Origin of the sequence: Pseudomonas sp. Irchel s3h14 (genome assembly GCF_900187425.1) — a bacterium.
GTDB lineage: Bacteria > Pseudomonadota > Gammaproteobacteria > Pseudomonadales > Pseudomonadaceae > Aquipseudomonas.
Map to the genome: position 1 here is coordinate 568,953 of NZ_FYDJ01000001.1, position 21,302 is coordinate 590,254.

Sequence of the window (21,302 nt, forward strand, 5' to 3'; positions counted from 1 at the left end):
GGAACCCTGTAGGAGCAAAGCTTGCTCGCGATGGCGTCATCAGCCACACCACACACCGAGGTGAACCAATCGCGAGCAAGCTTTGCTCCTACAGGTTTTTGGTGATGCATAAAAAAATGCCCCGAATCTCGCGATACGGGGCATTTTTTATGGCTGCGTTAAATCAGCGATTGCGGGTCAGCAAGGCTGGTTTCTCGCCGCGCGGACGGCCTGGCAGTTGATCAAGTTGCTCAGGAGTCGGGAAACGATCGGTTTTCGACTCCTTGTGAATGATCTTCGGTGCCGGGCCGCGCGGGTTTTGCACGGCCGGTTCCGAACGCGGCTGATCGTCACGAGCCGGGCGGCGGTTGCGGGACTCTTCGCGACGGGCCTGGCCGTCACGTGGAGCACCGTTGCGTGGGCCGCTGCGCTTGGCCGGCGGAGTGCCGGTGGTGGCGCCATCGCTGCTGCGTGGGCCGCTTTGACGACCCTGAGGCTTGGCGCCGCCGGTGCGCGGAGCACCTGCGCCAGCGCCGGCTGCCGTGCCTTGTGCCGGAGCACCCGGACGGCGGCCACGGCCCTGAGCCGGTTTGGCTTGAGGAACGTAGTCGACGCGGTTACCGAAGTTATCGATATCGTCGTCCAGGAACTCGTCCGGAGCACGGTCTGCAGCAGCAGCGCGTGGCGCTGGACGCTGTTGCTCGCGAGCCGGAGTGCCTTCGCGTGGCTTGTGTTCACGCGCCGGGCGATCACCACGGCCAGTGGCTGCAGGTTTTTCCTTGCCGCCCTTGTCCTTGCCTTTGTCTTTACGACCGCCGCCACCGCCGGTGCCGTTCGGACCGTCGCCGCGCGGGCCACGTGGGTTGCGCGGGTTACGCACATCCGGACGCTCGCGGACTTCAGGTTTCTCGGCTTCTACAGCGCTGGAATCGAAGCCCATCAGGTTGCCGTCGGCAATCTTCTGCTTGGTCATGCGTTCGATGCTTTTCAGCAGTTTTTCTTCGTCCGGAGCGACCAGCGAGATCGCCTCGCCCGAACGACCGGCACGGCCGGTACGGCCGATACGGTGAACGTAGTCTTCGTCGACGTTTGGCAATTCGAAGTTGACCACGTGTGGCAACTGATCGATATCCAGACCGCGAGCGGCGATGTCGGTGGCGACCAGGATGCGCACTTCGCCGGCCTTGAAGTCGGCCAGGGCTTTGGTGCGAGCGTTCTGGCTCTTGTTACCGTGGATCGCGACGGCGCTGAGGCCGTGTTTGTCCAGGTACTCGGCCAGACGGTTGGCGCCGTGCTTGGTGCGGGTGAACACCAGAACCTGTTCCCAGGCGCCTGCGGTGATCAAGTGCGCCAGCAGCGAACGTTTGTGGTTGGCTGGCAGACGGAATACGCGCTGTTCGATACGCTCGACCGTGGTGTTCGGCGGCGTGACTTCGATGCGTTCCGGGTTGTGCAGCAGCTTGCCGGCGAGGTCGGTGATGTCTTTGGAGAAAGTCGCCGAGAACAGCAGGTTCTGGCGTTTGCTCGGCAGACGGGCGAGGACCTTTTTCACGTCATGGACGAAGCCCATGTCGAGCATGCGGTCAGCTTCGTCCAGCACGAGGATTTCCACGTGGGACAAATCGACGCTGCCTTGGCCGGCGAGGTCGAGCAGGCGGCCGGGGCAGGCCACCAGCACGTCAACACCGCGGGACATGGCCTGAACCTGTGGGTTCATGCCGACGCCGCCGAAGATGCAGGCGCTGACGAACTTCAGGTCACGGGCATAGACCTTGAAGCTCTCGTGTACTTGAGCCGCGAGTTCGCGGGTAGGGGTCAGGACCAGTACGCGCGGTTGGCGCGGGCCGTGACGCTGGGATTTGTCCGGGTGACCGTTGGGGAACAACCGCTCCAGAATCGGAAGGGCGAAGCCGCCGGTTTTACCAGTACCTGTCTGAGCCGCGACCATCAGGTCGCGACCTTGCAACACGGCGGGAATGGCCCGCTGTTGCACCGGAGTAGGCTCGGTATAGCCCGCTGCCTCGATGGCGCGGACTAAAGCCTCGGAGAGACCGAGGGAAGCAAAGGACATGAGTAATCCTGTTTTAGTTAGGGCTTGGCCCAATGGGAGTCTTGCCTGGCGCGAATGGCGTTTAAGAGGAACGCAATCCCGTCCGGTCCTGCTGGGCCAAGAAGGCTCATCTGGAGTGCTCGCGCGGGCTGAAAAGCTGCGCTGTAGCGGGGTCGAGATGCCTTGAACAAGTCCGAGCGTCCGGGCGTGAGCCTGGCGGGAAGGCCGGAGTATAACAGAGCAATCACTGCGCGCCGCTTTCCTGCTGCTCAACGGTTTTTCCGCTGGCGGCGGTGGCTCTGGTGGCTTTGACCTCGGCAGCCGGATCGGCGCCATAACGGGCGCTCAATTCAGCGTACGCAGGCTCGCGCTTGAAGCGTTTGAGTTCGGCGCCGAAGCGCTGCACCAACAAGTCCATGCCGGCGTTGCGGCGTACTGCCAGGAACTGGCTCTGGTGGCTGATGACGGTCGGGTTCTCGGTAATCTTGTCGCGGATGCCCAATGCGTCGAGCAAGTGCTGTCCGACCCGGCGATCAGTGATCAGCAGGTCGATCCGCCCGCGCACCAGTTTGCCGAAGTTGGCTTCATGGGTCGGCGCCGGTTCGCGAGTGAACAGGGTCGATTCGCTGAAGTCCTGGCTGTACAGATAGCCTGGGGAAGTGCCGATGGTCAGTCCTTTCAGGTCGGCCAGGGTGCGAAAAGGGTGGGGCCGTTCATTGGCGTAGAACATCACGAACTCCACTTCCGAGAGCGGCTCGCCGGGGTAGAGCAGGGTGGCGTCGCGCTCATCGCTGTGGAAGATGTCCAGCGCGCCGTCTGCCTGGCCCGTTTCGAGCATCGACAGGCAGCGTTTCCACGGCAGGAACTGCCATTCCACTTCGATGCCCAAGCGCTTGAAGACGATGGCGGTGGTTTCGTAGTCCAGTCCCAGGGATTTGCCGTTTTCCTCATACACGTACGGCGCCCAGGGTTCGGTGACAATGCGCAGCTTCTCGCCCCGAGCGGCGAAGCTCAGGCAAGTAAAAAGCAGAACTGTCAGCAACTGGGCAATTACGGGCATGGCCTGAGGTTAGTACTCTAAAGGCCTAATGAGAAGCTCTGGCGAGCATGTTTAGCACTGTCCTTGAGGTAGATTGCGCGCAAGGCCTCTATTTATCGGGCGAATTGAGCAGGTGGTCTTGGATAGCTTTGCGTCGACCGCCCAGGATCAGTCGTACCAGTTCCCTGTTGAACCAGCGTTCGAGCAAGTGCTGAGTGACTGGCTTGCCGAGGCGCTCTTCCTGGTTTTGCAGCGCCTTGTCCCACCACACCGGCCCACAGGCATTGTCGAACTCATTGTGGTGTTCATAGCAGCCATAGAGGATTTCGCGGATGAACTGACGCAGATGTTTGGGCAGTGCCAAGGTGATAAGTTTGTAGAGCATTCGCTGGACTCGTGGCGGTCGTGGCAGGTGAGCTGACACGCGGCGAGTATCGTCCAATGCCGCCTGGCTGGTTGGGTTCTTGGCGTGTTTGACGACCCAGGCGTTAACCTTGGCCCTGAACAGCTGCTTGCGGCTCCAGTAGTGATGGATCAGGTCCGGGCACTTATTGACCTTCATCGTGCGATAGACCGCGACCGACAGGCAGAACTCTTCAAGGGTATAAGCCCCCTGTGCCATGGGAAACAATTCGTCGATCAATGCAATGGAGTGATCAAGCACCTGCGCGTCCTGCTGGTGCAACCCGATCACGCCGGAGTTGAGCAGCAACATCTGATCATCAGCCAGGCCTTTGCTCAAAAGCGTACTCGACAGCGCACTGTAGAGCACGTTCTCCTTATTGGTGCCGTATTGGGTGTAGTAGTCGTTGCACAGCAGAGTGCCAGGTTGCACGCGGTTGAACAGTTCGACGGGTGAACAATGGAAGAACGTGTCGGTGTCGATCAGCAATGCGACTTCCGACTCCTCAAGCACCGTGCGCAACGCCACATGCTTGGCTCGAAAGTGATAGCCATGGGGTTCGTTCCAGCGGCGACGAGTAGGCTCGTCGAGGGGGCGCACTCGTACCGGTAGGTGTTCGTAGGGCTGCGGGTTGTCACTGAAAACCTGGATGTCGAGGTCTGCGTGGGGCGTTTCACGCAGCCAGGCCAATGCACTGGCGATGCTGAACACCGCTTCCTGGTGGTACGTCTGGGAGCCGAAAACCAGATAAACCAGTTGAGGGCGTGGTGGCGAGGTCTCAGTCGTCATTGGAAACAACATTCCATGGGCTTTGTATATAAAAGGCCCTCAGAAGAGGGCCTTGGGATGAGGCATGGAGTCTATCAGCGCGGTAGCTTCAGATTGTTCCACACGGCCAGGCTCGCTTCGGCCTGGTTCAGGGTATAGAAATGCAACCCCGGTGCTCCACCCTGCAACAAACGTTCACACATCTCAGTAATAACCTGCTCACCGAAACGCTGAATGCTTGAGGTGTCGTCGCCGTAGGCTTCCAGCTGCTTGCGGATCCAGCGCGGGATTTCCGCACCGCAGGCATCGGAGAAACGCGCCAGCTTGCTGTAGTTGGTGATCGGCATGATCCCCGGAACGATCGGGATGTTCACGCCCATCGCCCGTACACGCTCGACGAAGTAGAAGTAGCTGTCGGCGTTGAAGAAGTACTGGGTGATCGCACTGTTGGCGCCAGCGTTGGCCTTGCGCACGAAGTTGGTCAGATCGTCTTCGAAATTGCGCGCTTGCGGGTGCATTTCCGGGTAGGCGGCGACTTCGATGTGGAAATGATCGCCAGTTTCTTCACGAATGAATTCAACCAGGTCATTGGCGTGGCGCATTTCACCACTGGCCATGCCCATGCCGGAAGGCAAGTCACCGCGCAGGGCAACAATACGGGTGATGCCGGCCGCCTTGTATTGGGTCAGCAGGCCGCGCAAGTCATCCTTGCTGTCGCCAACGCAGGACAAATGCGGTGCGGCAGGGACTTTGACTTCGCTTTCGAGCTGCAACACGGTGTTGAGGGTGCGATCACGGGTCGAACCACCAGCGCCGTAGGTGCAGGAGAAGAAGTCAGGGTTGTAGGTCGCCAGATGACGGGCAGTGGCGATCAGTTTTTCATGCCCAGCGTCGGTCTTCGTAGGGAAGAACTCAAAGCTGTAGCGACGGTCTTCGGACATGGGAATACCCTTTGCAATCGCAAAAGGCGGGCCGGTGATGGCCGGTCCGCCTGGTCAGGATCGGCGGGCGCAAAGCCCGCCGGGTCCAATCAGTAGCGGTAAGCGTGCGGCTTGAACGGACCTTCAACGGTCACGCCGATGTAGTCGGCCTGGGTCTTGGTCAGTTGAGTCACAACACCGCCGAAACCGCGGACCATTTCCAGGGCCACTTCTTCGTCGAGTTTCTTCGGCAGTACTTCAACGGTCAGGCGCTCGGCTTTCTGGGCTGGCGACAGGTCGGCGTACTTCTGGCCGAACAGGAAGATCTGGGCCAGAACCTGGTTGGCGAACGAACCGTCCATGATGCGGCTTGGGTGACCGGTTGCGTTACCCAGGTTAACCAGACGGCCTTCGGCCAGCAGGATCAGGTAGTCGTCGTTCTGAGCGTCGAATGCGCCAGGGCCGGTACGGTGGATCTTGTGAACCTGTGGCTTCACTTCTTCCCATGCCCAGTTCTTGCGCATGAAAGCAGTGTCGATTTCGTTGTCGAAGTGACCGATGTTGCAGACAACGGCGCGCTTCTTCAGGGCTTTGAGCATGTTTGCGTCGCAAACGTTGACGTTACCGGTGGTGGTCACGATCAGGTCGATCTTGCCCAGCAGCGCTTTGTCGATGCTTGCTTCAGTGCCGTTGTTGATACCGTCGATGAACGGCGAAACCAGCTCGTAGCCGTCCATGCAGGCTTGCATGGCGCAGATCGGGTCGACTTCGGAAACTTTAACGATCATGCCTTCCTGACGCAGGGACTGGGCCGAACCCTTGCCCACGTCACCGTAACCGATGACCAGCGCTTGCTTGCCGGACAGCAGGTGGTCGGTACCGCGCTTGATCGCGTCGTTCAGGCTGTGACGGCAGCCGTACTTGTTGTCGTTCTTGCTCTTGGTCACCGAGTCGTTGACGTTGATGGCCGGGATTTTCAGCTCGCCCTTGGCCAGCATGTCCAGCAGGCGGTGAACGCCAGTGGTGGTTTCTTCGGTAACGCCGTGGACGCGGTCCAGGATCGCCGGGTATTTCTTGTGCAGCAGCTCGGTCAGGTCGCCGCCGTCGTCGAGGATCATGTTGGCATCCCAAGGCGCGCCATCTTTGAGGATGGTTTGCTCCAGGCACCACTCGTACTCTTCTTCAGTTTCGCCTTTCCAGGCGAAAACCGGGATACCGGCAGCGGCGATAGCGGCAGCAGCCTGGTCCTGAGTCGAGAAAATGTTGCAGGACGACCAACGTACTTCGGCACCCAGGGCAACCAGGGTTTCGATCAGCACGGCAGTCTGAATGGTCATGTGGATGCAGCCGAGGATCTTCGCGCCTTTGAGCGGCTGCTCACCGGCGTATTTGCGGCGCAGACCCATCAGGGCTGGCATTTCGGATTCGGCGATGATGGTTTCGCGACGGCCCCAGGCAGCCAGGGACATGTCGGCAACTTTGTAATCGTTAAAATCTGCAGGCGTGATAACAGCGCTCATGATGAGCCTCCATTCGTAATGTATGCGAATGGGCGCCGTTGTGCGTTTAGTGTCTGACCGATGACGGTCAAGCAACGCCCCATCCGAGCCTGACAGGTCGAACCTGCTGCAGCGCCCCTCGGACAGGTGGCGGGAAAACGGTATCAACCGAAGATGACCGTTTTGAAACGGTGGCGATTATAGCCGTGTGAGCGATACTTCCAAAGCGTTTCTGTTGGTCAATGTCTGAACGGTAATCGAGACCATAGTCGATGCTTGATAGAGCTCTAGGTCGGGCTCTGCCATGATGCCCACCATCATTCGGCAAGACGCTCAGGAGTGAATATGAATTTCCACACCCGCAAATGGGTAAAACCCGAAGACCTCAACCCCAACGGCACGCTGTTCGGCGGCAGCCTGTTGCGCTGGCTCGACGAAGAAGCGGCGATCTACGCCATCGTCCAGCTGGGCAATCAGCGTGTGGTCACCAAGTACATTTCCGAGATCAACTTCGTCAGCGCCTCGCGCCAGGGCGACATCATCGAACTGGGCATCACCGCCACCGAATTCGGTCGCACCTCCATCACCCTGAAGTGCGAAGTGCGTAACAAAATCACCCGCAAAAGCATCCTGACGGTGGAGAAGATTGTTTTCGTCAACCTGGGTGAAGACGGTTTGCCCGCGCCGCACGGCCGGACCGAGATCACGTACGTCAAAGACCAGTTCAAGGATGACATCGCCCCGTAGGAGCAAAGCTTGAAGATCGTTCCCACGCAGAGCGTGGGAACGATCTTCTGAGGGCAGTGAACAGCTCCGAACCCTGCGTGTCGTACCTACATGACACGCCACAGGTTCAGGAGCTTTATGGACGCGCAAAAAGACGGCAAGACCCCGAACCTCTCGCCTGAAGAACAGCACGACGTCGAAAAGAGCCAGCCGCCACGGGCGGCGGTGCTGCACGAAATCATCCGCACGCAGGGCGATCAGGAACTCGAGCGCAGTGTCGCCGCCTTGTGGTGGTCGGCGTTGGCAGCCGGCCTGACCATGGGCCTGTCGCTGATGGCCATGGGGCTGCTCAATTCCCGTCTGCCGGACGGCGAAGGCTTCAAGGTGATCGCCAGTTTCGGTTACTGCGCAGGCTTTCTCGCGGTGATCCTCGCCCGTCAGCAATTGTTCACCGAGAACACCCTGACGGCGGTGCTGCCGATCATGACCAAGCCCACGCTGAGTAATTTCGGTCGATTGCTACGCCTGTGGTCGGTGGTGCTGGTGGGCAACCTCTGCGGCACGTTGCTGGTGGCGTATGTGATGCTGAATCTGCCGATTTTCGACAGCAAGACCGACCTGGCCTTCCTCGATATCGGGCGCAAGATCATGGAGAACAGCGCCAGTCAGATGTTCGCCAAAGGCATTGTGTCAGGCTGGATGATCGCCACCATGGTCTGGATGATCCCGTCCATGGAGAGCGCGAAGATGTGGATCATCATCCTCATCACCTACCTCATGGCGCTGGGGGATTTCACCCACATCGTGGTCGGTTCGGCCGAGGTCTCGTATCTGGTGTTTGCCGGCGAGTTGCCCTGGAAGGATTTCTGGCTGGTGTTCGCCGGGCCGACGCTGGTGGGGAACATCATCGGCGGCAGCTTCATCTTCGCGCTGATCAGCCATGCGCAGATTCGCAGCGAGAGCGGCCCGCCGAAGAAGTCTACGGATCAAGGCCTGGAGCCCGACCCGCAGAAGACCAAAAAGTAGTCAGTGATGCTCGGCCTGTGCCGCTGGCGCAGGCTCATCCTTGGTCACGTGCTTGACCAGTTTGCCAATGCTCAAACCCTGCAACAGGATCGACGACAGCACCACGATGTAGGTGATGCTCAGCAGCAAGTCACGCTCCGGACCCAGCGGCAAGGCCAGGGCCAGTGCTACCGAAACACCGCCGCGCAAACCACCCCAGGTCAGAATCCGGATCGTCCCGCGCGGGACCGTACGCCAACGCCGAAGCAGCACGATGGCTGGCGCCACGGTCAGCAGGCGCGAGAGCAGAATCGCCAGCGCCAGCAAACTCGCCGCCAGCACATGCAACCAGTTGAACGGCAGCAGCAACAACTCCATGCCGATCAGAGCGAATAGCAGCGCATTGAGCATGTCATCGAGCAATTCCCAGAAACCGTCCAGGTACTTGCGAGTCATGTCGTTCATCGCCAGATTGCGGCCCAGGTTGCCGATGATCAGGCCCGCGACCACCATCGCGATCGGAGCGGAGACGTGCAATTCCGACGCCATGGCCGAGCCTCCGATGACCAGCGCCAGGGTCAGCATCACCTCGATCTGATGCTGCTCAATGCTCTTGATCATCAGGTACACCAAATAGCCGATCAGCCCACCAAACAGCACACCGCCAATCGCCTCGTGGGCGAACAGCATGGCCGTGGCGCCGACGGTCGGTGTTTCGCCGAGTTGCGCGATGCCCAGCAACACGGTGAACACCACCACAGCGGTGCCATCGTTGAACAGCGACTCGCCGACGATGGTGGTTTTCAGAGGCTTGGAGGCGTTGGCGGTCCGCAACACACCGAGCACCGCGATCGGGTCGGTGGGGGAAATCAGCGCGCCGAACAGCAGGCAATAAAGGAAGCTCACGTGCCAGCCGAGCAGGGCAAAAATGTAATAGGCGAGGCTGCCGATCACGGCGGTGGCGATCAACACGCCGAAGGTCGCCAACAAACCGATGGGCCAGCGATGGCTGCGCAGGTCATTCAGGTTGACGTGCAGGGCGCCGGCAAACAGCAGGAAGGACAGCATCCAGTTCATCAGCAGGTCGCCGAAGTCGATCTGGCCGATCAGCTGTTGCACACGTTCTTCGAGACCGGGGTAGCCGATGAAACTCAAGCCTTGCAGCAGCAGGGAAAACATCAGCGCGGTGACCATGACGCCGATGGTCGGGGGCAGGCCGATGAAGCGGAAGTTCACGTAGGTGAGGAGCGTGGTGAGGCAGATAAACGCAGCGACAAGTTCAAGCATCCGGGGTCCTTTGGATGGGAAGGTAGTAAGAATGCGCGGCGTTGACCGCGCAAGGGAATCAGGGTTATTCAGCCGGACACATTGACCGCAGCAGCATCGCGGCGTTGCAGATAGATGTAGAAAAGGGCCGTCAGCACCGTCAAGCCACTGACCAGCGCGCCGGTCCACGGTAAATCCGCCAGATCCGCACCACTGGCGACGACCAGTCCACCAATCCACGCACCTGCCGCGTTGCCGAGGTTGAACGCGCTCTGGTTCAACGTTGAACCCAGATTCGGCGCTTCATGGGCCTGATCGATGATCAGTAATTGCAAAATCGGACACAGGGCAAACGCGAAGATGCCCCACAACACCAGCGTAATTGCTGCCGGGATCACCGAGTGACTGGTCTGTGTGAACGCGGCCAGCACGACCAGCACGGCCAACGCCATGCCCACCAGCGACGGCAGCAATCGACTGTCAGCCAGGCGACCGCCGAGCATGCTGCCCGCGGTCAATCCGACCCCGAATAGCAGCAGCATGATGGTCACGCCATGCGGGCTGACGCCGGTGATGTCTTGCAGGATGGGGGCAATGTAAGTGAACACGCTGAACAGGCTGGTCGACGCCAGCACACTCATGCCCAGCGCCAACAACACGTTGACCTTGCCCAGCACTTTGAACTCGCTGGCGAGGTTGGCCTTGTCCATCGCGATGTCCTTCGGCAGCCAGACCCACTGCGCAATCGCAGCAATCACGCCGATTACCGACACCGCCCAGAACGTCGAGCGCCAGCCGGCGTATTGCCCGAGCGCGGTGCCCAAAGGCACGCCTAGCACGTTGGCCAGGGTCAGGCCAGTGAACATCATCGCAATCGCTTGGGCGCGTTTGTTGGGTGCCACCAGTCCAGCGGCAACCACCGAACCGATGCCGAAGAACGCGCCGTGGCAGAGCGCGGTGACCACTCGCGCGGCCATCAGCGTGGTGTAGTTCGGCGCCAATGCGCAAAGAATGTTGCCGAGGATGAACATCAGGGTCATGCCCAGCAGCGTGGCTTTGCGCGGCATGTTGGCGGTGCCGACCGCAAGGATCGGCGCACCGAACACCACGCCCAGGGCGTAGCCGGTGATCAGCAGGCCCGCGTGGGGGATGCTCACGGCGAGGTCGCGGGCGACATCGGGCAGCAAGCCCATGATGACGAATTCAGTGGTGCCGATGCCGAACGCGGCAACAGCGAGGGCAAGCAAGGCGAGTGGCATGCGCAAGGTCTCTGTCGGTAGTCTTGACGCTCTGATCAGGCATGCGCATGCCGACGCCCGTTCTCGACGAGAGCGGGCGGTGGCAAAAATTTATTGGAATTAGTCTGTGCGCAACTGAGTGCGGCGTGGTCGCTTGCAGTATAAACAGCTGCTGACATATGGCGAATCAATTATCTCCCCCGCTTCATGTAGGAGCACGGCTTGCCGGCGATGGCGTTCTTGAGATCGCCATCGCCGGCAAGCCGTGCTCCTACAGGGGAGGGGCGGTCAACAAAAGGAGTGTGCCGTGCTTGCAACAGCACTGGTGTTAGTAGCGGCGCTGTTGCACGCGGCGTGGAATACCCTGATCAAATTCAGTGCGGAACGGCTGCTGGTGGTGGCCTGCATGGACAGCGTTGCAATGCTGTTTGTCGCGCTGATGCTGCCGTTCGTGGCACTGCCACCCCTGGACATCTGGCCGTGGATTCTGGCGTCGGCGGCGTTCGAGTTGCTCTATCGCTATTTGCTGATCCAGGCCTATCGGGTTGGTGATCTCGGACTGGTCTATCCGCTGATGCGTGGCTTGTCGCCGCTGGTGGTGCTGGCACTGACGCTGATCTTTGCCGGGGAGGTGCTGACGAACCAGCAGATCTTCGGGATTCTACTCATCCCGTTCGGCATGCTGTGCCTGCTCTGGCAGGGCGGCGGTGGTGCGCGATTGCCGTGGTCGATGCTGCCGGTAGTGGCGTTGATCGGCCTGTGTATCGGCTGCTACACCTTCATCGATGGCCAGGCGTTGCGGCGCTGGTCGCATCCGCTGGATTACCTGGTGTGGGTCACGTTGCTCAGCGCCTGGCCGTTCCCGTTACTGGCGCTGGTGCGTAAGCGACCGGCCTTCATGTTGTTCTGGCGTGAACAATGGCGACTGGGGTTGGCGGTCGGGTTTTGCGTGTTGTTCAGCTACGCTCTGGTGCTGTGGGCCATGCAGCTGGGCTCGATTGCCGAAGCGGCGGCATTGCGCGAGATCAGCGTGATTCTGGTGGTGCTGTTCGGCATGCGTTACCTGAAAGAACCTTTCGGCAGGCCACGGCTCTTAGCCTGTGGGCTGGTGCTGATCGGCATACTGGTGATGAAGTTTTGACTGGAGCTCGACTCTTGAGACTTGAAGAAGGGATTGCGTTATGACGGTTGCTCTGTGGTGCATTTTGATCGCGATTGTCCTGCCCTATATTTGCACGGGCATCGCCAGGGTCAGTGGCGGGTTCAGGCCGAAAGACAATCATGATCCCCGTGACTTTCTTGAATCTCTGAATGGTTTTGGCCGACGCGCGTATGCGGCGCATCTGAACGGTCTCGAAATGATACCCGCGTTCGCGGCGGCGGTGATCGTTGCGCACCTGGCCGGCAATGCCGAACTGGTGACGATCAATGTGCTGGCGGTGTTGTTCATCACCAGTCGGCTGCTGTACATCATTTGCTACTTGGCGGACTGGGCGATTTTGCGGTCGCTGGTGTGGTTGGTGGGGATGGGGTTGATCGTCAGTTTCTTTGTGGTTTCTGTTTAAGAGCAAGCTCAAAAGATCGCTGGCTAAGCCAGCGATCTTTTGACTTTAAAGCTTGTCGGTCACTTGCGGCACTTGAGGCAGGGCTGCGCCTTTAGGCCAGAGCATCCAGATTTGCCCCTGCTGTTTCATGTCGCCGGCCAATTGCCCGGCCGCCTCACCTGTGCCCCAGAACAGGTCCGCACGGACTTCGCCGGCAATTGCGCCGCCGGTGTCCTGAGCGGCAACCGGGCGTACCAGTGCGGTACCGTCCGGTTTAGTGGTCGATAACCACAACAGACTGCCCAGCGGAATCACTTTGCGATCCACCGCCGCGCTATAGCCTGCGGTCAGCGGTACGTTCAACGAGCCGCGAGGTCCTTCGTTGCTGTCCGGATTGCGGGTGAAGAATACATAGCTGGGGTTGCTGCCCAGCAGTTCCGGAATGCGCATCGGATTGGCCTTGGCCCAATTGCTGATGGCGCCCATGGTCACTTCTTCTTTTTTCAGCTCGCCCTGGTCCACCAGCCAGCGGCCGATCGGTCGATACGGGTGACCGTTCTGGTCGGCATACGCAATGCGCAACTGGCGGCCATCATCGAGCTGGATACGACCCGAGCCCTGGATTTGCAGGAATTGCAGGTTCATCGGATCGGTCAGCCAGGCGACAACCGGTGCCTTGACCCCTTTGGTTTCAATCGTGGCCGCATCGTCGTAAGGCTTGAGCACGCGACCTTCGAGTCGTCCGCGCAGGCGTTTGCCTTTGAGTTCCGGATAAATGCTGTCCAGAGAGACGATGATCATGTCCTCGGGCACACCGTACACCGGGATGTTCGCCACTTCAGTCTGGGTCAGGCTGCCGGGGTAGACCGGCTCGTAATAGCCGGTGATCAAGCCGTTGGGATTGTCATTGGCGGCGCGCAGGCCGTAGACGTCGAGGTTCTGCTTGAGGAAGCCGCGAATGTCGCTGGCGGTTTGTGGCACGTTGGCGGCAGCCGCACACGTCGAGCCCCAGACCGGGTCGGCCTTAAGTCGGGTGCAGGCGCTGCGCCACGAACCGAAGCCGGCGACCAGGTCGTTGTCGGACACCGTCGGAAGTGCTTCCCACGTGGCGCTGGAGTAGGTCGCCAGGGCGTGGGTTTTCGGTTTGTTGTTGTCGCCACCGGTGCAGCCCGCAAGCACGGCCACCATCGGAAGGGTCCAGGCGAGGTTGTGACGCCATGCCTTGAAACGGCTGTTCATGGAGTAATTCCTTTGTCGGTTGCCTGAGTGCTCCATGCGCTCAAGCAACCCGTATTGATAATAGGGCTATTGGTCTTTGCCGATGACGCGAGGATACTGGCCGCCGTTTCCCGTGACCTGAAGCCACCATGACTCTTAAAAGACTTTCTGTTGTATTGCTGGCCTGCCTGACGTTGTCTGCCTGCGGTGGCGTCGATCCCAACTCGCCGCTGGGCCAGCGCAAGGCGATCTTCAAGCAAATGCTCAAGACCGGCGAAGACCTGGGCGGCATGTTGCGTGGCCGCATCCCGTTTGACGGTCCGAAATTCGCTGACGGTGCCGTGAAGCTCGATGCGTTGTCCCGTGAGCCCTGGAAACATTTTCCGCAGGTGCGCGAAGAAGATCACACCAGCGCCAAGAGCGATGTCTGGCAGAAGCAGGAACACTTTCAGGACATGGCTCGCACCCTTGAAGCCGCCACCGGTGAGTTGGTGATTGCCAGCAAGGTCCAGCCTTACAAGGTCAGTAACCTTGGGCCAGCGGTGCAGAAGGTCGAAGATGCCTGCAGTGCCTGCCATAAAGAGTTCCGGGATCACTGATTCCTGAGCTGATCGATCGTTCCCACGCTCTGCGTGGGAATGCCTCTAGGGACGCTCCGCGTCCAGTGACGCGGAGCGTCACGGGCTGCATTCCCACGCAGAGCGTGGGAACGATCACCACCAGAGCTCCGTCGCTCAGCCGGGGACTTACTTATCCAGCTCATCGAGTGCGTTCTGCAGTTCCTTGCGGGACTCGGCGAGTTTGTCTTTGCGCTTGTTGATCTTCTCGGCGTCGCCTTTCTTCATGGCCTTGTCCAGATCAGCCTGACGCTTGCTGACGTCGTGCTTGGCATCGAGCACCTTGTTCTCCCGTTCTTTCTTCAGGGAAGCATCGGTGCAATGAGCAGTGACTTCGCTCAGGGCCGTTTCAAGGCCTGCCTGCTGATCGGCGTTACCGTGAGACTTGGCCAGTTCAATCTGATTGATGATGCCTTGCTTCTTTGCGGCGCAGCCGGTCAGGCCCGGAGCTTCTTCGGCGGCCATCAGTGGAGCGGCCAGCACGCTGCAAAGGGTCAACAGGGCGAGCGGTGAAAGAAGTTTCATAAAAGCTCCATGTGAAAAAGCGATCGGGTCGATGTGACGATGGGGTGTTTGAGCCCAGCGGCACCATTGGGTTCCCGGGTTGGCGGGCATCGCCGACCGCTAAAAGCCGTCAATCCCCGCAACACGTAATGTTTCACTCAATGCCAGGACCTGCGGGTCGCGGAAAAATGCGCTCAATTGCGCTGCGCGTCCCGGGCCGATGCCGGCTTCTGCCTGCCATTGTTCGATATTTCGTTGTGCCAGTTCCTGCCATGAGTCGGCAAGCCGCGCCTGACCGGTCGGCGGTAAACCCAGGGCTTTGAGCCAGCGTGTGAAAGGGCGTTGTCGGGCACTGTTGAAACTGTTTAAAAGACGAGCGCTGCTGCGTTCGCCGAAGCCGTCAATGTTAGCAAGCTCTTGAGCATCGAGGGTCAACCAATCCAGCAGGCTATTCAGACGGCCTGTTTCGAAAAGTTTCTCCCAAGTGCCAGGACCGACATGCGGCAAGGCCAGTCCCTGCTTGCCGCTGAGCCAGGTCAGTCGGGCGAGGAATTGGCTTTCGCACCCCGGTGTCGGCTGCCAGCAACTCAAATGATGAAAGTCCTCCGCCAGCGGTACGCTCAATTCAGCGCGTTGGGTGCTGCGCAGCATGACACCGTCAAGCCTGGGAATGGTCAGGCCTGCCAGGCTGATGGCGACCTGATCTCCGGGCCGGATATCAAGTGCTTCCCAGCGTTGCAGTGAACTCACACTGACTCGCTTGATCTGCCGGTCATCGAGCATCACCGGTGTCAGTTCCAGCACCGGGGTGATTCGTCCGGTCCGTCCAATCTTGAAATGGACTTTGCGCACCTCGGCCAGGGCCTGGGCAAAAGGGAATTTCCAGGCGACGCTCCAATAAGGCGGTTTAGCCTGCCAGCGCTCGGCGGATGGGCGCTGATCCTGGCGCAGGACGATGCCATCACTGGTGAAGGGCAGGGGCGAGCGATACCAGTGATCGCGCCAGCGTTCAGCGTCGGCAAATTCCTTGATCGAGTGGCTGTAAGCTGCGGTGCTCGGGAAACCCAATTCATCCAGGACTGCGATGCGGGCGGGCAAACTGGCCGGGCCTTGGGGCCAGTCCCAGACAAACAGGCCGATCCCGGCGGCTTGCTCAGTGCTTAACTTTTTGCGGGCCATCAAGCCGGCCACTGTGGCGCGTGCATTGAGGCTGCCGGCACGGGCCTGTACGTGGTCGGTCAGGCGCCAATAGAGTTCACCTTGCAGCAGCAGGTCCAGCGGCTCTGGCAATTGTTGGGGGATGGTGGCGATCTGGCGCGCCGAAGCCGTCCAGTCCTGGCCATTTATTCCGTCACCGCGGCTGATTGCCTGAGTCAGCAGGCCTTTGCGGTAGATCAGCGTCACCGCTACGCCGTCGATCTTGGGCTGAATCCAGACATCACTCCGTCCTTTTAGCCAGGCTTCGATGGCGCGACCATCGCGGAGTTTTTCCAGGCCTGTGTGGGCGATGGGATGAGGCATCGTGCCGCCCGCGGTACGTAGCGGTTCTGCGGATGGGTCCAGGTCGAAGCATGTGCGCCATTCGGTCAATCGTGCACGGGACTGATCGTAGAGTTCATCGGCGACCAATGAACGGCCGCCCCGGTGATAGCTGTCGTCCCAGAGGTCGATTTGTTTTTGCAGTGACGTGATTTCGTCCAGGGCGCGTGCGGGTGGCCAGTCGGGGCACTCGGTAGCGTTTGAACTCAGGCAAAGAAAGGTCAGGAAAAAACAGAAAAACAGGCGCAGAAGCATCGTGAGCGTCCTTGCTCAGGGAGAATACTTTCAAGGTTAGTCAGCATTCGGGTGTCGGTAGCGAGGATGTTTTTCGGTGTGTTTCGAGAGGCTGCGATCTTTCGATTTTCGCGCAATAAAAAGCCCCGCACGGCGAACCGTGCGGGGCTTTTGGTACCGCCGGGGAAGTCTTACAGGCCGGCAGCAGCGCGCAAGGAATCGGCGCGGTCGGTCTTTTCCCAGGTGAAAGTGGTGAAGGTGTCTTCGCCCACAGTCTTGGTGGCCGGGGTGCGACCGAAGTGGCCGTACGCAGCGGTTTCCTGGTACATCGGGTGCAGCAGGTCGAGCATGGTGGTGATTGCGTATGGACGCAGGTCGAATACTTCGCGAACCAGTTTGACGATTTTGTCGTCGCTGATTTTTCCGGTGCCGAAGGTATTCAGCGAAATCGACGTAGGCTGAGCAACACCGATCGCGTAGGAAACCTGAATCTCGCAACGCTCGGCCAGGCCGGCCGCCACGATGTTCTTGGCTACGTAACGACCGGCGTAGGCGGCCGAACGGTCAACCTTCGATGGATCTTTACCGGAGAACGCGCCGCCGCCGTGACGGGCCATGCCGCCGTAGCTGTCGACGATGATCTTGCGACCGGTCAGGCCGCAGTCGCCTACCGGGCCACCGATGATGAACTGGCCAGTCGGGTTGATGTGGAACTGGGTGTCTTTGCTCAGCAGTTCGGCAGGCAGTACGTGCTTGACGATCAGCTCCATCACGCCTTCGCGCAAGTCTTTGTAGGACACGTCAGGGTTGTGCTGGGTCGACAGTACAACGGCGTCGATACCGACAACCTTGCCGCCTTCGTAACGGCAAGTCACTTGCGACTTGGCGTCCGGGCGCAGCCAAGGCAGCAGGCCGGATTTACGGGCTTCGGCCTGACGCTGAACCAGCTGGTGCGAGAAGGTGATCGGTGCTGGCATCAGCACGTCGGTTTCGTTGCTGGCGTAGCCGAACATCAGGCCCTGGTCGCCGGCGCCTTGATCTTCAGGCTTGGCACGGTCGACACCCTGGTTGATGTCAGGGGACTGCTTGCCGATGATGTTCATCACGCCGCAAGTGGCGCCGTCGAAGCCGACATCGGAGCTGTTGTAGCCGATGTCGAGAATGACGTTACGCACGATCTCTTCCAGGTCGACCCAAGCCGACGTGGTGACTTCACCTGCGATAATTGCAACGCCGGTTTTTACCAGGGTCTCGACCGCTACACGGGCGAATTTATCTTCAGCAATGATGGCGTCCAGCACCGCATCGGAAATCTGGTCGGCGATTTTGTCCGGATGTCCTTCGGACACGGACTCGGAGGTGAAGAGGGAGTATTCGCTCATCTCGATTTTTTCCTGAATTTACCGATGGTGAGTGTCGCCAGCCGGTCGCTGAAAATGGCGGACCTGGATCTGGAAACCATTACGTAAGCCTACATAGAGGCTTTCCCCGGGAACGAGTCCCGCAGCGGTGGCCCAACGGGCCAAATCGTCCTGTTCAAACCCCAACCAGAGATCACCGCAGGCCTCCCTGGCCCAACTCTGGTTGTGGCTACATAACTCTGTCACGAGCAGGCTACCGCCCGGTTGCAGCAAGTCGGCCATGTGCTTGAGTGCTTCGGCCGGCGCGGCGAAATGGTGCAGCACCATGTTCAGTACAACGCAGTCAGCCTTGAGGCGGACACCGTTCAATGCATCGGCCAATTGCAGGCTGACGTTAGCCAGCGTTTCACGTTCGCAAACCTGGCGCGCCAGTTCGAGCATCGCCGGGCTGTTGTCCAGCGCCGTGACCTGGGTGAAGCGGCGCGCCAGTTCCGGCAGAAAAGCGCCGTCGCCGGGGCCGACTTCGATGGCCGTGGCGCCTTCGCTGAAACTCAGCTTGTCGAGCAATGCCACCACGCTTTCGCGGTATTGCGGCAGACCGGCGATCAAGTCTTGCTGGGCGCGAAACTTCTCCGCGACCCGTGAGAAAAAGTCCTGGCTGGCCGCCGCTCGTTGCCCATGGACCTGAGCGATCCGTGACTGCACCTCGGCAGGCAGGGTCAGGTTGTCCACTTCTTCCAGTAGCGCGGCATGCAGCTTGCCACCCAGCAGGTCGGTGTGGGGCAGGGCGCGACGGTAGAAAATCGCGTTGCCTTCACGGCGCGTCGCCACCAGTTCAGCCTGGGCCAATACCTTGAGGTGATGACTCATGCCGGACTGACCGATGCCAAAGATCTGCGCCAGCTCCAGTACGCCAAACGAATCGTTGGCCAGCGCGCGCAATACATTCAGCCGCAGAGGATCGCCGCCGGCCTTGCACAGGGCCGCCAGCTCATCGCAATCGTCATGTCGAATGGAAGGCACACGTAAATTCATAAGGCCAGCAGTCTAGTGACGGTCAGAAAACACCGCAAGAGCAATATCAAAAAGTTTTGATATTGCTCGATAGATGGCACTTCTCGGGGAAAGGGTCACTCTACAAATCGTCAGCGGAAAGGTTTCATCAGGCGAATGCGACTTTATCCACCGGAAAAACGCCTTCAGATGACTATCTGTCATTGCCCCGAGGCGGGTGGGTGAGGGAAAATGCTCGCCTTTTTTCCGTTTCGTTTTATTCACTCTCGATTCAATATCCGCAGGAGAACAGCGATGCCCAGCCGTCGTGAGCGTGCCAACGCCATTCGTGCCCTCAGCATGGATGCCGTGCAAAAAGCCAACAGCGGCCATCCCGGTGCCCCTATGGGTATGGCGGATATCGCCGAAGTACTTTGGCGTGACTACCTGAAGCACAACCCGAGCAATCCATCGTTCGCCGACCGTGACCGCTTCGTGCTGTCCAACGGTCACGGCTCGATGTTGATCTACTCGCTGCTGCACCTGACCGGCTACGATCTGTCGATCGAAGACCTGAAGAACTTCCGCCAGCTGCACAGCCGCACCCCGGGTCACCCGGAATTCGGCTACACCCCGGGCGTTGAAACCACCACCGGTCCACTGGGCCAAGGCCTGGCCAACGCTGTTGGTTTTGCCCTCGCAGAAAAAGTCCTGGCGGCGCAGTTCAACCGTCCGGGCCACAACGTTGTCGACCACCACACCTACGTGTTCCTGGGTGATGGCTGCATGATGGAAGGCATTTCCCATGAAGTCGGCTCCCTGGCCGGTACTTTGGGCCTGAGCAAACTGATCGCCTTCTACGACGACAACGGCATCTCCATCGACGGCGAAGTCGAAGGCTGGTTCACCGACGACACGCCTAAGCGTTTCGAAGCTTATAACTGGCTGGTGATCCGCAACGTTGACGGTCACGACCCTGAAGAGATCAAGATCGCGATCGAAACTGCGCGCAAAAGCGATCAGCCAACCCTGATCTGCTGCAAGACCACCATCGGTTTCGGTTCGCCGAACAAGCAAGGCAAGGAAGACTGCCACGGCGCCCCACTGGGTGACGCGGAAATCGCTCTGACCCGCGCTGCGCTGAAATGGAACCACGGTCCGTTCGAAATCCCGGCCGACATCTACGCCGAGTGGGACGCCAAGGAAACCGGTCGCGCGGCCGAAGCCGAATGGGATCAGCGTTTCGCTGCCTACTCTGCAGCCTTCCCTGAGTTGGCCAACGAGCTGATTCGTCGTCTGAGCGGCGAACTGCCGGAAGACTTCGCTGAAAAAGCCTCGGCTTATATTGCTGAAGTCGCCGCCAAAGGCGAAACCATCGCCAGCCGTAAAGCCAGCCAGAACGCATTGAATGCCTACGGCCCGCTGCTGCCTGAACTGCTGGGCGGCTCCGCTGACCTGGCCGGTTCCAACCTGACCCTGTGGAAAGGTTGCAAAGGTGTTACGGCTGAAGACGCCAGCGGCAACTACATGTACTACGGCGTTCGCGAGTTCGGCATGAGCGCGATCATGAACGGCGTGACCCTGCACGGCGGTCTGGTGCCTTACGGCGCGACCTTCCTGATGTTCATGGAATATGCCCGCAACGCAGTGCGCATGGCCTCGCTGATGAAGCAGCGTGTCGTGTTCGTCTACACCCACGACTCCATCGGTCTGGGCGAAGACGGCCCGACTCACCAGCCGATCGAGCAACTGACCAGCTTGCGCAGCACGCCGAACCTCGATACCTGGCGCCCAGCCGATGCCGTTGAATCGGCGGTGTGCTGGAAAATGGCTCTGGAACGCAAGGACGGCCCTTCGGCGCTGATTTTCTCGCGTCAGAACCTGCAGCACCAAACCCGCAATGCGTTCCAGATCGCCGACATCGCCCGTGGCGGTTACGTGTTGAAGGATTGCGACGGCGAGCCTGAGCTGATCCTGATCTCTACCGGTTCCGAAGTCGGTCTGGCGGTTCAGGCCTACGACAAGCTGACCGAGCAGGGTCGCAAGGTGCGTGTTGTTTCGATGCCTTGCACCAGCGTGTTCGATGCTCAGGACGCCGGCTACAAGCAAGAGGTTCTGCCGCTGCAGGTCAGTGCCCGTATCGCTATCGAAGCCTCCCACGCGGACTACTGGTACAAGTACGTGGGCCTGGAAGGTCGCGTGATCGGCATGACCACCTACGGCGAGTCGGCGCCTGCGCCTGCCTTGTTCGAAGAGTTCGGTTTCACCCTGGAAAACATCCTGGGTCAGGCTGAAGAGCTGCTGGAAGACTGATCCAGAAGTTGCTTTGTCTGGACTGCCGCTTTCGCGAGCAAGCCCGCTCCCACATTGGAATGCGTTCTCCTGTGGGAGCGGGCTTG

18 protein-coding genes and 1 riboswitch are annotated in these 21,302 nt (G+C 59.8%); of the genes, 6 read left to right on the plus strand and 12 right to left on the minus strand.

The window, feature by feature from the left end; all coding sequences use genetic code 11:
- Positions 1 to 163 precede the first annotated feature (163 nt).
- The 5 genes from CKW16_RS02765 to ahcY form a co-directional block, all read right to left on the minus strand.
- Positions 164 to 2,050, minus strand: coding sequence for a DEAD/DEAH box helicase (locus tag CKW16_RS02765; RefSeq protein ID WP_095127111.1), 1,887 nt, complete (start codon positions 2,048 to 2,050; stop codon positions 164 to 166).
- A gap of 223 nt (positions 2,051 to 2,273) precedes the next feature.
- Positions 2,274 to 3,089 (minus strand): ABC transporter substrate-binding protein, encoded by an 816-nt coding sequence (locus tag CKW16_RS02770; protein WP_095127112.1) that lies wholly within the window; start codon positions 3,087 to 3,089, stop codon positions 2,274 to 2,276.
- An 88-nt stretch (positions 3,090 to 3,177) separates the two neighbouring features.
- A complete protein-coding gene (locus CKW16_RS02775; RefSeq protein WP_095127113.1) occupies positions 3,178 to 4,260 on the minus strand; it encodes a hypothetical protein in 1,083 nt (360 codons plus the stop codon).
- Positions 4,261 to 4,334: 74 nt separating this feature from the next.
- The gene (gene metF / locus CKW16_RS02780) at positions 4,335 to 5,180 is read right to left on the minus strand and encodes a methylenetetrahydrofolate reductase [NAD(P)H] (RefSeq protein WP_095127114.1); all 846 of its coding nucleotides are present in this window, start codon (positions 5,178 to 5,180) and stop codon (positions 4,335 to 4,337) included.
- 89 nt (positions 5,181 to 5,269) lie between these two features.
- Positions 5,270 to 6,679 carry an adenosylhomocysteinase gene (gene ahcY / locus CKW16_RS02785; protein ID WP_046045260.1) on the minus strand — a complete coding sequence of 470 codons (1,410 nt, stop codon included), beginning with the start codon at positions 6,677 to 6,679 and terminating at the stop codon, positions 5,270 to 5,272.
- Positions 6,680 to 6,702: 23 nt separating this feature from the next.
- Positions 6,703 to 6,805, minus strand: a riboswitch (S-adenosyl-L-homocysteine riboswitch).
- Between the two features lie 198 nt (positions 6,806 to 7,003).
- Here ahcY and CKW16_RS02790 point away from each other — a divergent pair.
- Both CKW16_RS02790 and CKW16_RS02795 read left to right on the plus strand, forming a co-directional pair.
- A complete protein-coding gene (locus CKW16_RS02790; protein ID WP_008152010.1) occupies positions 7,004 to 7,405 on the plus strand; it encodes an acyl-CoA thioesterase in 402 nt (133 codons plus the stop codon).
- A 117-nt stretch (positions 7,406 to 7,522) separates the two neighbouring features.
- Positions 7,523 to 8,410: a formate/nitrite transporter family protein gene (locus tag CKW16_RS02795; protein ID WP_095127115.1), complete on the plus strand. Its 888-nt coding sequence runs from the start codon at positions 7,523 to 7,525 to the stop codon at positions 8,408 to 8,410.
- Here the strand turns inward: CKW16_RS02795 and CKW16_RS02800 are convergent, their stop codons facing one another.
- Both CKW16_RS02800 and CKW16_RS02805 read right to left on the minus strand, forming a co-directional pair.
- Positions 8,411 to 9,676 carry a sodium:proton antiporter gene (locus CKW16_RS02800; protein WP_095127116.1) on the minus strand — a complete coding sequence of 422 codons (1,266 nt, stop codon included), beginning with the start codon at positions 9,674 to 9,676 and terminating at the stop codon, positions 8,411 to 8,413.
- A gap of 68 nt (positions 9,677 to 9,744) precedes the next feature.
- Positions 9,745 to 10,914 carry an MFS transporter gene (locus tag CKW16_RS02805; protein WP_095127117.1) on the minus strand — a complete coding sequence of 390 codons (1,170 nt, stop codon included), beginning with the start codon at positions 10,912 to 10,914 and terminating at the stop codon, positions 9,745 to 9,747.
- Positions 10,915 to 11,200: 286 nt separating this feature from the next.
- Between CKW16_RS02805 and CKW16_RS02810 the strand changes: the two genes are divergently transcribed.
- Entirely contained in the window at positions 11,201 to 12,034 is an 834-nt protein-coding gene (locus tag CKW16_RS02810; RefSeq protein ID WP_095127118.1) for an EamA family transporter, read from the plus strand.
- Between the two features lie 40 nt (positions 12,035 to 12,074).
- Complete coding sequence (locus tag CKW16_RS02815) at positions 12,075 to 12,458, plus strand: MAPEG family protein (protein ID WP_095127119.1); 384 nt, start codon at positions 12,075 to 12,077, stop codon at positions 12,456 to 12,458.
- Positions 12,459 to 12,503: 45 nt separating this feature from the next.
- On the opposite strand, the gene CKW16_RS02820 is transcribed toward CKW16_RS02815, so the two are convergent.
- The gene (locus tag CKW16_RS02820) at positions 12,504 to 13,676 is read right to left on the minus strand and encodes a murein transglycosylase A (RefSeq protein ID WP_095127120.1); all 1,173 of its coding nucleotides are present in this window, start codon (positions 13,674 to 13,676) and stop codon (positions 12,504 to 12,506) included.
- A 128-nt stretch (positions 13,677 to 13,804) separates the two neighbouring features.
- On the opposite strand from CKW16_RS02820, the gene CKW16_RS02825 reads away from it, so the two are divergent.
- A complete protein-coding gene (locus CKW16_RS02825; protein ID WP_095127121.1) occupies positions 13,805 to 14,254 on the plus strand; it encodes a cytochrome c in 450 nt (149 codons plus the stop codon).
- Between the two features lie 147 nt (positions 14,255 to 14,401).
- On the opposite strand, the gene CKW16_RS02830 is transcribed toward CKW16_RS02825, so the two are convergent.
- The 4 genes from CKW16_RS02830 to CKW16_RS02845 form a co-directional block, all read right to left on the minus strand.
- On the minus strand, positions 14,402 to 14,797 hold the full coding sequence (locus tag CKW16_RS02830; RefSeq protein WP_095127122.1) for a DUF1090 domain-containing protein: 396 nt from the start codon (positions 14,795 to 14,797) through the stop codon (positions 14,402 to 14,404).
- Between the two features lie 99 nt (positions 14,798 to 14,896).
- Entirely contained in the window at positions 14,897 to 16,570 is a 1,674-nt protein-coding gene (ligB, locus tag CKW16_RS02835; RefSeq protein WP_095127123.1) for an NAD-dependent DNA ligase LigB, read from the minus strand.
- Between the two features lie 170 nt (positions 16,571 to 16,740).
- Positions 16,741 to 17,931: a methionine adenosyltransferase gene (gene metK / locus CKW16_RS02840; protein WP_046045269.1), complete on the minus strand. Its 1,191-nt coding sequence runs from the start codon at positions 17,929 to 17,931 to the stop codon at positions 16,741 to 16,743.
- Positions 17,932 to 17,949: 18 nt separating this feature from the next.
- Positions 17,950 to 18,945: a metalloregulator ArsR/SmtB family transcription factor gene (locus CKW16_RS02845; RefSeq protein ID WP_095127124.1), complete on the minus strand. Its 996-nt coding sequence runs from the start codon at positions 18,943 to 18,945 to the stop codon at positions 17,950 to 17,952.
- A gap of 273 nt (positions 18,946 to 19,218) precedes the next feature.
- On the opposite strand from CKW16_RS02845, the gene tkt reads away from it, so the two are divergent.
- Complete coding sequence (gene tkt, locus CKW16_RS02850; protein WP_095127125.1) at positions 19,219 to 21,216, plus strand: transketolase; 1,998 nt, start codon at positions 19,219 to 19,221, stop codon at positions 21,214 to 21,216.
- Positions 21,217 to 21,302 lie beyond the last annotated feature (86 nt).